This is a genomic window from Brevibacterium oceani, assembly GCF_017948325.1.
Taxonomy (GTDB): domain Bacteria; phylum Actinomycetota; class Actinomycetes; order Actinomycetales; family Brevibacteriaceae; genus Brevibacterium; species Brevibacterium oceani.
In genome coordinates, this window is record NZ_CP072846.1 from 1,551,545 (window position 1) to 1,563,660 (window position 12,116).

The 12,116-nt window shown below is 65.3% G+C and carries 9 protein-coding genes; 3 read left to right on the forward strand and 6 right to left on the reverse strand.

What is annotated here, in order from left to right; translation table 11 throughout:
- The gene (locus tag J9314_RS06815; protein WP_210605056.1) at positions 1-1,569 is read right to left on the reverse strand and encodes an ABC transporter substrate-binding protein; all 1,569 of its coding nucleotides are present in this window, start codon (positions 1,567-1,569) and stop codon (positions 1-3) included.
- Between the two features lie 155 nt (positions 1,570-1,724).
- Positions 1,725-3,203 (reverse strand): malate:quinone oxidoreductase, encoded by a 1,479-nt coding sequence (locus tag J9314_RS06820; protein WP_210605057.1) that lies wholly within the window; start codon positions 3,201-3,203, stop codon positions 1,725-1,727.
- 64 nt (positions 3,204-3,267) lie between these two features.
- Here J9314_RS06820 and J9314_RS06825 point away from each other — a divergent pair, with 64 nt between their 5' ends.
- A complete protein-coding gene (locus J9314_RS06825; protein ID WP_210605058.1) occupies positions 3,268-4,161 on the forward strand; it encodes a LysR family transcriptional regulator in 894 nt (297 codons plus the stop codon).
- Between the two features lie 51 nt (positions 4,162-4,212).
- Here J9314_RS06825 and J9314_RS06830 read toward each other — a convergent pair whose 3' ends face one another.
- The gene (locus tag J9314_RS06830; protein WP_210605059.1) at positions 4,213-5,133 is read right to left on the reverse strand and encodes a LysR family transcriptional regulator; all 921 of its coding nucleotides are present in this window, start codon (positions 5,131-5,133) and stop codon (positions 4,213-4,215) included.
- Between the two features lie 113 nt (positions 5,134-5,246).
- Here J9314_RS06830 and J9314_RS06835 point away from each other — a divergent pair, with 113 nt between their 5' ends.
- Positions 5,247-6,380, forward strand: coding sequence for a PrpF domain-containing protein (locus tag J9314_RS06835; RefSeq protein ID WP_210605060.1), 1,134 nt, complete (start codon positions 5,247-5,249; stop codon positions 6,378-6,380).
- A gap of 70 nt (positions 6,381-6,450) precedes the next feature.
- The gene (locus tag J9314_RS06840) at positions 6,451-7,815 is read left to right on the forward strand and encodes an SLC13 family permease (RefSeq protein ID WP_210605061.1); all 1,365 of its coding nucleotides are present in this window, start codon (positions 6,451-6,453) and stop codon (positions 7,813-7,815) included.
- Between the two features lie 78 nt (positions 7,816-7,893).
- Here J9314_RS06840 and J9314_RS06845 read toward each other — a convergent pair whose 3' ends face one another.
- The 3 genes from J9314_RS06845 to J9314_RS06855 are packed head-to-tail and all read right to left on the reverse strand — an operon-like array spanning position 7,894 to position 11,938.
- A complete protein-coding gene (locus J9314_RS06845; protein WP_210605062.1) occupies positions 7,894-10,023 on the reverse strand; it encodes an iron ABC transporter permease in 2,130 nt (709 codons plus the stop codon).
- 3 nt (positions 10,024-10,026) lie between these two features.
- Positions 10,027-11,070: an ABC transporter substrate-binding protein gene (locus J9314_RS06850; protein WP_210605063.1), complete on the reverse strand. Its 1,044-nt coding sequence runs from the start codon at positions 11,068-11,070 to the stop codon at positions 10,027-10,029.
- 49 nt (positions 11,071-11,119) lie between these two features.
- Positions 11,120-11,938, reverse strand: a complete 819-nt coding sequence (locus J9314_RS06855) for an ABC transporter ATP-binding protein (protein ID WP_210605064.1) — start codon at positions 11,936-11,938, stop codon at positions 11,120-11,122.
- Positions 11,939-12,116 lie beyond the last annotated feature (178 nt).

Genomic DNA, 12,116 nt, shown 5'->3' on the forward strand with positions numbered 1-12,116 from the left:
TCACTCTGCCTTTGCGAAGTCGAACGAGGTGTCTGCGTTCGAGACGAACTTCTTCACGCTGTTGCCCACGACGATGGTGTCGACCGGCTGGACGAGCGGGATCCACACCCCGGTGTCCGACAGTGACTTGTACATCTCGGCGTAAGCGTCGCCGCGCGCATCCTCATCGGCCTTCTCCGCCTTCTCGGCGAGCTTCGTGATCGCAGGATCGGCGTCCTTATCCCAGTTGACGCGTTCGGCGACGCTGCCGCCGGGGACGAAGACGTTGTAGTTCGACGGGTCGGGGAAGTCCGCGCCCCAGGTGCCAATGCCCATAGGCTGCTTGCCCGAACGGAAGCCGTCGAGCTGCGTGGCGCTGGGAGCCGGCTTGAGCGCGAGGTTGATGCCCGCCTCCTTGAGCTGGGCCTGCAGGGTCTCGGCGAGCTGAGCGAGGTCGACGCCGTTGACGGACTGGTCGCTCGAGTAGTGGAACGGAATCTTCTCACCGTCGTAACCGGACTTCTTCAGAAGCTTCTTCGTCATCGCCAGGTCGCGTTCGGGAGCCTGGTCCTTCGGCACGGCTCCGTTGAACTCGTTCGGGACGAGACCGGCCATGCGCTGAGCGCCTTCGCCGGAGAGCTCGAGGATCTTGTCGTAGTCAATGGCCGAGGCCACAGCCTTGCGGAAGTCCTCGTTGGTGGTGATGTCGCTGACCTTGGAGTCCATGTTGTTGAAGATGTAGAGGCTGCGCGTCGACGGCAGCGAGGTCTTCTGCGCCATGCTGTCGTCAATCGAGTTCGCCTGGTCGGAGTTGAGGTCGTAGGCGACCTGCGCCTGACCGGACTGAATGTCGGTGAGCTGCGTTTCGGCCGAGACGTTGCGCAGAACGACCCGCTTGTACTTCGGTGCCGGACCGTTGTAATGCTCGTTCGCGGTGAGCACGACCTGGCTGTCCGGGTCGTAGGTGTCGATCTTGTACGGGCCCGAGCCCTGCGAGTTCTCGTTGAGGAACTGCTCGGCGCCGTCTTTCTCGTCGGTGGTTCCCTTGTTCTCCTTGACGACCTCGGAGTTGACGATGCCGATCGAGGAGTTCGGCAGGATGTAGGGCAACGCCGGGTTGGGCTTCTCGCTTTTGAGCTCGATGGTCTCGTCGTCGACTTTCTTCACCTTCACTCCGTCGAGGAAGAAGGAGGGATTTCCTTTGAGCCCCTGGAGGCGTTCGAAGGAGAAGACGATGTCATCGACGGTGACGGGATCGCCGTTGGAGAACTTCGCGTCCTTCTGCTTGAGCTTGAGCGTCATCGTCTTGTCGTCATCGGACATCTCGAAGGAGCACAGTCCGTCGGTGGGTTTCGTGAGGTCGCCGTCTTTGAATTCCAAAGCGGTCTGGTAAAGGGTGTTGTCGATCGTCGAGCCCGTGAATTCGAACTGCCGGTGAGGATCGATCGTCGCAAGGCTGAACGCCGTCTCCGCCACGATCGTGTCGCCGGAACCGCCGGCTTCGTCGGAGCCGCCGCTGCACGCGGCGAGACCCGCCGCCAGCGCAAGGGTTGAGCAGATGGCCACGAAACTGCGGGTCAGACGCCTCATATGTGATCTCCCTAACGGTAAGTGTTGTGAGTCACATTAGAGTCGATTCGCCTCCCGTGCAATTCAACTTGCCACAACGCTGAGAGTTTTCTGCTGTGGGGTTCTGCCAATGACTCCTCGTGTGAGGCAGGGCCGGTTGTGGGTGATGCCCGATGTCAGCGGCGTGCGTGTGCCAGGCCGAGTGCCTCATCGGTGTCGGTGACGGTGCGAGCGGCCGCCTCGGCGGTCCATGTCTGTCGGGCGCGATCGGGGACAGCTGCTGTCATGGCTGTGCTCCAGCGCTCACTCCACTGGACGGGGAAGGCCCGCTGGAGCAGGTTGAGCATGATCGGGACCGCGGTCGATGCTCCGGGGGAAGCGCCGAGCAGACCGGCGATCGAACCGTCGGCGGAGACGACGAGTTCGGTGCCCTGCTGGAGGACTCCGATCCGCTTCGAATCCGGTGTGACCAGCTGTGCCCGCTGACCGGCCGGGGCGAGGGTCCACTCGTTCCGCCGCGCCTGCGGGTAGTAGCGCTGCAGCTGGGCGAACTTCTTGGCGGGGCCGGCTGCGAGTTCCTTCATGAGGAAGCTCACGAGGCTGAGATTCTGCAGGCCGGCGGCGGCGATGACGTGGAGGTTGTCGGGGCGCAGGGTTCTGAAGAAGTCGGTGAGGCGGCCATGCTTGAGCAGCTTCGTGCTGAATGTGGCGTAGGGGCCGAACAGCAGGTGCTCCTTGCCGTCGACGACGCGTCTGTCCAGATGCGGCACCGACATCGGTGGCGCACCGACATCGGCCTGCCCGTAGACCTTCGCATCGTGGTCGGCGACGACGGACGGGGTCGAACAGCGGTAGAAGGCGGCCCCGACCGGCAGCACCGCATAGCCGCGGACCTCTGGGACCTTCGCCTTCTGCAGGAGTCGGAGGGCGAACCCTCCTGCACCGACGAAGACGGTTCCCGCGCGCACCGTGAACGACCCCTGCGAGGTCGAGCCGGTGATCGTCCATCCCTCGTCCGTCCGGTCGAGCCCGGTCACCTCATGGCCGGTGCGGACCTCGGTGGTCCCGATGCGTGTGAGCGAGCGGGTCAGCGCGCCGAAGTCGACGTCCGTGCCGCGCGGGTGCCGGGCGGCAGCGACCGGCTCACCGGTCGAGGGGCGTCCGGCCATCGTCAGCGGAGCCCACTCGGCGATGGTGTCAGGGTCGTCGGTGTACTCGAGTTCGGCGAACAGGGGATCGGCGCGCAGGGTCTCGACGCGAGTGCGCAGATAGGAGACGTCCTCGGCGCCGAAGACGAGGTTCATGTGCGCCGTTTCGTGGATGAAGTCTTCTGGGTCGAGCAGGCCGCGGCGCACGAGCTCGGCCCACCACTGCCGGGTCAGGTGGTACTGTCCTGCGATCGATGCGGACTTCGACCCGTCGGTCGGGTCGGGCATGTAGTTGAGCTCGCAGAATCCCGAATGCCCAGTACCGGCGTTGTTCCACGGATCGCTGCTCTCGCCGCCGATGCTCTCGGCCCTTTCGAGCATGAGGATGCGCCATTCGGGTTCGAGCTGGGCGAGCATCGAGCCCAGCGTCGCCGACATGATTCCTCCGCCGATGAGGACGACGTCGGCGTCGGGCAGATGGTCTGAAGCTGTGGTGTGCGAAGACATGTCTTCACGATGCGCGCCTAAGAATCATCCGTCCAATGAGGAAAATGATGTGTATGATCCGAATATGGAACGATCGATTGATGCCCGTCTCCCGCTGACGGCGCTGCGGGAGCTCGTCGAGCTGGCCGACCAGGACGGACACCTCACCGAGGCGGCCGCCGCGCTCGGCATTCCGCAGTCGACGATGAGCCGACGCATCCACGGACTCGAGGACCACCTCGGCGTGCCTCTCATCGTTCCGCACGGACGGGCGATCGGCCTGACCGAGGCGGCTCGCGAACTCGCTGCCGCGGTGCGGATGCCCCTGCACGAGATCGGTGCCGCGCTCACCGACATCGCCGAGGCGGCCGACCCCGATCACGGCACGATCCGATTCGGATTCCCGCTGACGATGGGTGCCGGCGAGGTGCCCGACCTGTTGGCCGCCTTCGCCGCGGAGCATCCGGGCATCCGGCTCGATCTCAAGCAGGCGCACGGCGCCGAGCTCGTCGACGATCTGCTCAGGGGTGCTCTCGATCTCGCCCTCATCATTCCGCCCCCGCCGGAGGTGCCGCACGAGGTGATTGGGACTCAAAGGATCGTGGCCGCGTTGCCGGCCGACCACCGACTCGCATCCTGCCCCGAGCTGGATCTGGCCGACCTGGCCAAGGAGCAGTTCATCGCAAATCCTGAGTCCTACAATCTTCGCGTACTCACGCGGTCTTGGTGTCGAGAGGCTGGATTCGTCCCCAATGTCAAGGCCGAGGTCACCGAGTATTCGACGATCCGTGAGTTCGTCAGTCGCGGGATGGGGGTGGCGATCATTCCAGCTGATGTCCGCCCGATCGACGGACTCGCTGAGGTTGAGCTGCGCGGTTTGGCCTATGTTCGGGACATCGCCCTCGTTTCGGCTGTTAAGCGACCCAGTCGCGTCGTTCGACGCTTGCGCGAATTCATCGCCGAGCGTGCCGAACTCTGAGCCTGTCGGCAGCGGGTGGCTCGTCGCTTCCGGATCGAGCGCGAGAGTGCGTCAGCTTCGCCACTCTTTTGCGCTGCCGATCGTGCGGAACGAGCGGACCAGCGCCAGCACTGCCGGTGACGGCACGCGCTCGGGAAGCTGTGAGAGGACGATTCGACGCGGAGCGGGATTTCCCCTGATCGACACGACCTTGACGTCTGGTCCGTGAGAGTGCACGGCCAACCGCGGAGCGATCGCCACGCCCAAGCCGGCGGACACCATCCCGAGCAGCTCTTGATAGTCGTTGGCCTCGAATACGACTCGCGGATCGAAACCCGCCTCGCGGCAGATGCGACTGAGGACCGAGGCGACTGGGTGAGATGAGCGGGTGATCCACGGATTGTCGGCGACCTCTTCCAGCTGCACGATTCTGCGCCTCGCGAGCGGGTGCGTGGAGGGCAGCAACAGCATGGTGGGTTCCTTGAGCAGTGTCGTCTTCACCGGGATCTGATGATCGATCGGCGCCCATGGGTAGTCCCACAGGGTCGCGAGGTCGACTTCGCGTCGTTCGAGTGCTTCTTGGATGCGATCGAGCCGATAGCTCTTGACCGTCACATCGACATCCGGGTGCAGCTCATGGAAGTGCTGGAGGACCTTCGGCATGACCGATGCGGCGAAGGTCGGAAACGTGGCAATTCGCACTTCACCCCGATCCAGCTGTGCGAAGGCCGACATGTCGTTGCGGGCGGCAGTGAGCGCATTGTCGATGGTCGTCGCATACGTCGAGAGTCTGATCCCCGCATCGGTCAGTCGCATGCCCTTGGGGTGACGGACGACCAGCGGCAGGCCGACTTCGCGCTCCAACTTGCTGATCTGCTGCGACACTGCCGAGGCCGACAAGGTGAGTTCGTCGGCTGCGGCGGAGAGACTGCCTGTCCGGTAGACGAGCAGCAGAAGGAGGAGCCGGTCGACGTTATAAGGGGCTGAACTCATGATTTAAGAATAACTTACGTAGAGCTAAACAAGTATTGATTGAACTTAACTAGACAATGTGGAAACTTGATTTCTGTCGGTGCAGAGCGCGATGACGGATCAAGGAGACGCGAGTGGAAGGTCAACTCCACGGCCAGTGGTACAGAGGCGGGACATCGAAGTGCTGGCTGTTCGCCAACGACGAGATGCCCGCGGAAAGGGAGGACATCGCCCTCTCTCTGTCTGCGGCCTTCGGATCGGGGGACGAACGCCAGCTCAACGGAGTCGGCGGGGCTTCCTCGACGACGTCCAAAGCCGCTGTCATCTCACCGTCGGCGATCCCCGGCATCGATGTCAGTTACCTGTTCGCTCAGGTCGGGATCGGCCAGCCGGCGGTGGAGTTCACATCGAACTGCGGCAACTGTGCCTCGGCTGTGGCGCTATACGCCATCCAGAACGGACTGGTCCGGCCTCGGGGTGAGGTCACCATGGTGCGGATGGTCAACGAGAACACCCGTTCCGTCGTGGTCGCCTACGTGGCGACTCCTGGAAAACGGATTCCGGCGAACGGCTCCGAGACGATTCCGGGAAGCTCGATGCCGGGGATACCGGTCAACGTCTTCTTCGAGAACATCGACGGTGCCTCCACAGGTGAACTGCTGCCGACCGGGGGGCCGGTTGTGTTGCTGGATATCGACGGCTCGTCGATCGCAGTCAGCTGCATCGACGCCGGCGCTCCAGCATGCTTCGTCAGTGCCGTCGGACTCGGAATGTCAGGCGCCGAACCGGTCGCTGAGTTGCGTCTGAGGCTCAGCGAGCTCATTGCGATCCGAGCAGCCGCTTCGAGGTCGATGGGACTGAGTGGGGAGGGCGAGGATCCGAGCCCCGCCGTGCCCAAGGTCGGAGTCATCGCTCCGCCGTCCGACTACACCACCATCTCGGGGGAGAGGATCTCCTCCGTCGACTACGACATCTCCGCGCGGATGGTGTCGATGTTCGATCTGCACCCGGCCATCGGGATCACCTCGGCGATTGCTCTGGCTCGGGACGCGTTCGTCGACGGCAGCCTTGCCAATGCCGCCATCGACGGCCGAGTTCTGCGGGCCGTCGACACCGACAACGAGGTGGCAATCCGCATCGGAACTCCCGTGGGCGTCATCGTCTGCCGAGTCCAGCTCACCCCGGAAGGGCGAGTCGCTCGTCTCGGCGTCAGACGAGTGGCCCGGCGGATCGCGCACGCAGACATCGATCTCCCCCTGGTCTCATAGACGGCCGTCTCACGCAATACCTGACTCTTCTCGACGAAGATCAGCTGACAATGAAGTTGGAGGAACACCTATGACCGTCGTTCAGATACTCATGCTTGTGGTGCTGGTGGTGATGTTCATCGCCGCCACGAAATGGCCCATCAACATCGGTGTCATGGGCCTCGTCGGCGCATTCGTCTTCGGCACCTTCGTGTTCGGGATGGATGACAAGGAGATACTCGAGGAATTTCCCGCCAGCATCGTGCTGACGATCGTCGGTGTGACCTTCTTCTTCAGCATCGCCCAGAAGAACGGGACCATCAGGGTGCTCGTGGATCTGGCCATCAGAGCCGTCCGAGGGCGTATCAATATCGTGCCGTGGATCTTCTTCGTCGTGTCCTCTCTGCTCACTGCGATGGGCACGTTCTCTCCCGCCGCGGTCGCTCTCCTGGCACCGGCTGCCATGGGGTTCTGTGCCTCGACCGGTTACAGCGGGGTGGTGATGGGAGCGATGGTCATCAACGGTGCACACGCCGGCGGCTTCTCTCCGATCTCCGTGTCCGGAAACATCGTTCGCGACATTGCCGAGGCCAATGGCTTCGAGATCAACCGCGCTGCTCTCTTCGTCGCCGCCTACGCGGTCAACCTGCTCGTGACGATCCTCACCGTCGTCGTGATGAAAGCACTCGGGCGACTGCGCACAGTGCCCGACCCTGACGCGCTCGAGAGCTGGGGAGCCTCGCGGGGCTCGGGCCCGGAGGCCGAGGGGCTCGACTCCTCAGGTGGCAGCACCACGTCGGGCGGCGGCTTTGCGACAGCCGTGGCCGTTGAACCCGAAGCACCGGCGACGACCTCGCCGATGACGCGTCAGGTGTGGTTGACGATCGGTCTCATCGTCGTCATGGTCATCGGTGCGGTCGGGTTCGAACTGCCGATCGGCTTCCTCGGGCTGGCGTGCGGTCTCGTGCTGGCGTTCACCTCACTGAGGAACTCAGAGAACTTCGTCTCCGGAATCTCGTGGTCGACCGTCTTGCTGGTGTCGGGCATGATCGTCTATGTCAGCATGCTCACCCACGCCGGAGTCATCGACTCGCTGTCGACGATGGCAGTGGCGATCGGCGCTCCGTTGGTTGTCGCCATCGTCCTCTGCTACGTCATCGGGGTCAGCTCCGCCTTCGCCTCGTCGACGGCGTTGTTGACCGCGATGATTCCGCTGTCCATTCCTCTGCTGGAGCAGAGCAGCCTCAGCGCGACTGCGGTGATGTCGGCGCTCGCCGTATCGGCGACTATCGTCGACGTCTCTCCCTTCTCGACCGACGGTGCGCTCATCATCGCCAATACTCACGGCAGCGAGGCGAAGACGATCTGGCGTGACCTTCTCATCTATGCCGGGTTCGTCGTCCTCTGCGCACCGCTGCTCGCGTGGGCTCTGCTCGTGCCGACTGGAATCATCTGAGAATCGCATGGAGTGAAGAGGCCGCCGAATCCCGATTCGGCGGCCTCTGCCACAGACTGTGCACCAGCCGCACAGACCTCACGCCCGTGACCGGGCGAGCAGGTAGACGAAGTAGGGGGCGCCGATGAGGGCGACGATGAGCCCGGCGGGGATCTGCGCCGGGGCGATGACGGTGCGGCCCACGGCGTCGGCGACGACGAGGCCGACGGCTCCGAGGATCATCGCGGCCGGCACGACCCGACGATGCCGGGCACCGACCAGCGCGCGGGCGGCATGCGGGGCGACGAGGCCGATGAAGCCGACGACGCCGACGGCCGAGACGCTCACCGCGGCGAGCACGGCGGCGGTGATGAGCACCGCGAGACGCACCGATTCGCGCGCAACGCCGACCAGCCTCGGCGTATCGTCGTCGAGGGCGAGCAGATCGAGTTCACGCGTCCACACGAACGCCGCGGGCACCGCGACGAGGAGGGCGAGGGCGACCGGGGCGACGTCGGCCCACACCCGCCCGTAGGTCGATCCCGACAGCCATGTGAACAGGGTCGGGGTATCCCAGGGGTTCGCGCGGACGAGGAACAGCGTGGTCAGCGAGGTAAACCCGAACCACAGACCGATGCCGATGAGGACGAGCCGGTCCGTATTCATCCCGCCCCGCCACGAGAGTCCGTAGACGATCGCGAACGCCGCGAGGGCCCCGACGATGCCCACACCGGAGACCAATCCGATGCCCGCGCCGGGGATGAGGGTGACGACGATGACCGCACCCAGTCCGGCCCCGCCGGTGATGCCGAGCAGTCCTGGTTCGGCGAGAGGATTCCGGGCGCTGGCCTGGACGAGGGTGCCCGAGAGCCCGAGCGCGGCACCGGCGGCCAACGCTGCCGCCACCCGCGGTGCCCGGGAGTCGAAGGCGAAGTCGATGACCGGAGCCGCCCGATCCTGCAGCCACAGCAGACCGTCGCCGAGGAGGTAGAACCGTTCCCCGGTGAGCAGACCGAGCACGGACGCGACGATGAGGACGACGACTCCGAGACCGATGACCAGCCCCGCCCGCCGTGGACCGATAAGCGTCGACTTCGCCGCCGAGGTGGCCTGCGCCGGTCCCGAGGACCGCATCGACCTGGCGAGGAGGACGAGCACGATCGAGCCGAGGATCGTCGTCGTCACACCCGAGGGCAGGGTGATCGCCTCGGTGGCCCCGACGATCGCGCGCAGCACTGCATCGGCGAGGATGACGATGATCGCTCCGATGAGACCGGTCGCCGGGATCATCACCGCATGCCGACCGAGCACCGGAACGATACGGGCGAGCAGACGGGCGATGACCGGCGCGCAGAGTCCGACGAAGCCGATCGGTCCGGCCAGCGTCACCGCGGTGGCGGTGAGGATGACGGCGAAGAGGATGCCGACCGACCGGGTCGAACGGATCGGGACTCCGAGCACCGAAGCCGCATCATCGCCGAGGCCGAGCAGATCCAGGCACCTGGACAGCAGGATCGCCCCGAGAACGATGACGCCGATGACGGGGATGCTGCGCACGGCGGCCGTCCCATCGAGCTGGTTGAGGGTGCCCGACCCCCATGAGAAGAGACTTGTGGTCTCCTCGGAGAAGAGGATGAGCAGCGTCGAGGTTCCGGCCTGCAAGGCCATGGCAGTGGCCGTGCCCGCGAGTACCAGCCGCGTCGTCGACGCCGCGGCACCTCCGGCGAGGCCCAGCACGAGGATCGCGGCCAGCAGACCGCCGATGAATGCGACGCCTCCCGATGCCCACATCGGGATCGTGATGCCGAAGGCCGTGGTCACGGTGACGGCGAAATACGCTCCTCCCGTGACGGCGAGAGTGTCCGGCGAGGCCAAGGGGTTGCGTGCCAGGGACTGGAAGAGAACCCCGGCGACGCCGAGAGCGATGCCGACGAGAATACCAGCCCCCACGCGCGGCAGCCGCGACCCCAGGAGGATGTCACGGGCACCGGGACCCGGCTCGGCGAGGGAGGAGTCCTGCCCGAAGAAGGAAGCCAGCAGATCGCGGACACCGATCCCGGAGGTGCCCTGGGTGATGTGCCAGGCGGCGAGGAGGACGAGGACGGCGGTGAGGCCCAGCAGCACCGCGGTCGCCGAGACTGCGCCGACGATCCCACCGCTGCGGCGCCGGGCCGCGGCCGATTCCCTCGTCGTCTTGTCCTCGGTCATTGCCGTCGCGGGTGCGGTCATGGACTACTTCGTCAGCGCATCGACGTAGGCGTCGATGGCCTGTTCGGAGGACTTGGGCCCGCCGAAGGTCCAGATGCCGGCCGGGAACGCCCACGTGCGATCGTCCTCGACGGCGGGGATGTTCGCCCAGATGTCGTTCTTCCTCAGCAGCTCGACATAGTCCTCGGATTCCGGATCCTCGGTGCCGGTGTAGAAGAAGTTCGCGTCGCCGACCTTCGCAATGCCCTCGATGTCGGTCTGGCCGAGGCCGTAGGCGGGATCGACCTCGCCGGTCCACACGTTCTTCAGTCCCAACTCCTCACCGAGCTCACCGAACAGCGATCCCTGCCCGAAGGGACGCAGTGCCACATTCGACCCGTTGACCCACCCGTCGAAGTACACGAAGTCCGTGGTCTCCGGGTCCGCCTCGGCGATGGCCTTCTTCGACTCCGCGAGCTTGGCATCGAAGTCGCCGAGCACGGTCTTCGCACGTTCGGTGCGGCCGGTCGCCTCCGCCACCGTGGTGAACGTGTCCTTCATATATGTGACGGGGTCCTTCGCGTCGGCCCCGGCCATCGCCATGACCGGGATGCCCTGGTCCTCGAGCTGACCGACGATCTTGTCCTTTCGGTTCGTCGTCTCGATGATGACGAGATCAGGATCGGCCGAGAGGATCGACTCGACGTTGAGTTCCTGCCGGGTGCCGACATTCGTGACGCCGTCCGGCAGCTTCTCTGCGGTATCCCACGTGGTGAAGCCCTTCGCATCGGCGACGGCGGCGGGGTCGACGCACAGCGACAGCAGGTCCTCGGTGTACTGCCATTCGAGGGAGACGACCTTCGCGGCCGGCTTGTCGAGTGTGATTTCGTGGCCGGTGTCGTCCTTGACGGTGACCGGATCCGCCGAGGTGGCGCTCGAGTCGTCCGCGCATGATGCCGAGGCCGTCGACTGCGCATCGGCCGGTGCCTCGGTGTCGGTGGTGCCGCATCCGGTGAGGGCGAAAGCGCAGATCGCGCTCGCCGAGGCGAATGCGGCGAAGGCGGTGCGCGGCAGGGGTGTTCTCGTCATGGTCTACTTTCTGATGGGCCGATGGTGTCTCGGCGGTTGGTGGCGTGGTTCAGACGGCGGCGCGGCGGCGTCGCCGGTTGAGTGCTTCGACCCTGACCAGTCCGGTCTCCGCATCGATGCGGGTGGAGATGGGCAGCCCGTAGACCTCGCTGAGGACGTCGGCGGTGAAGACCTCTTCGCAGGTGCCGACGGAACGGATGCGCCCCTGGTCGAGGAGGACGACGTGATCGGCGACTGTGGCCGCGTGTCCGAGGTCGTGGAGGACGACTCCGACAGCGATGTGGTGGTCATCGGCGAGTTCGCGCATGAGGTCGAGGATCTCCGCCTGATAGCGCAGGTCGAGGTGGTTCGTCGGTTCGTCGAGCAGCAGCACGCCGGTGTCCTGGGCGAGGCAGGTGGCCAGCCAGACGCGTTGGAGTTCGCCGCCGGAGAGCTGATCGACAGGCCGGTCGGCCATGCGGATGGTGCCCGTGAGCTCGAGGGCCCGGTCGATGGCTTCCCGATCGGTGTCCGTGAGTGCGGCGAAGCGCTTGCGGTGTGGGTGCCGACCGTAGGCGACGATCTCACGCACGCTCAACCCCGACGGGTGGGGGCGCGACTGGGACAGCAGCGTGACGATGCGGGCGAACTCCTTGGCGCTCAGGGCGCTCGCCTGCATGGTCGCTGCGTTGGTGGTCACGACGACCTCGCCCGAGGTGATCGGGTGGAGCCTGGCCAGGGAGCGCAGCACGGTCGACTTGCCGGAGCCGTTGGGGCCGAGCAGCGCGGTCACCTCTCCGGGGGCGACCGACAGGCTCACCTCGTGGACGACGGGAGCCCGATCGTAGCCGAGGACGAGGTCGGTGGCGGTAAGTGCAGTGGAGTTCACAAATGCTTAGCCTAACCTAAGAGTTAGGTTCGGGTCCCGTACTTGAGATGTCGTATCGGCCGGGGCTGCCGCGGGTGCGCGTGCTTCGCCTCCTGGACTGCCGTGTTCGCCCAGGTGGGGCGCCCGGGGTGGGTTCAGCGTGTGCTGTGCCTCACTTATGTCATGACCGGCCGATACG

What these genes read in the sequence shown, in the direction of transcription:
- J9314_RS06815 (WP_210605056.1), bottom strand. Translation starts at nt 1,569, where the DNA reads ATGAGGCGTCTGACCCGCAGTTTCGTGGCCATCTGCTCAACCCTTGCG.
- J9314_RS06820 (WP_210605057.1), bottom strand. Translation starts at nt 3,203, where the DNA reads ATGTCTTCGCACACCACAGCTTCAGACCATCTGCCCGACGCCGACGTC.
- J9314_RS06825 (WP_210605058.1), top strand. Translation starts at nt 3,268, where the DNA reads ATGGAACGATCGATTGATGCCCGTCTCCCGCTGACGGCGCTGCGGGAG.
- J9314_RS06830 (WP_210605059.1), bottom strand. Translation starts at nt 5,133, where the DNA reads ATGAGTTCAGCCCCTTATAACGTCGACCGGCTCCTCCTTCTGCTGCTC.
- J9314_RS06840 (WP_210605061.1), top strand. Translation starts at nt 6,451, where the DNA reads ATGACCGTCGTTCAGATACTCATGCTTGTGGTGCTGGTGGTGATGTTC.
- J9314_RS06845 (WP_210605062.1), bottom strand. Translation starts at nt 10,023, where the DNA reads ATGACCGCACCCGCGACGGCAATGACCGAGGACAAGACGACGAGGGAA.
- J9314_RS06850 (WP_210605063.1), bottom strand. Translation starts at nt 11,070, where the DNA reads ATGACGAGAACACCCCTGCCGCGCACCGCCTTCGCCGCATTCGCCTCG.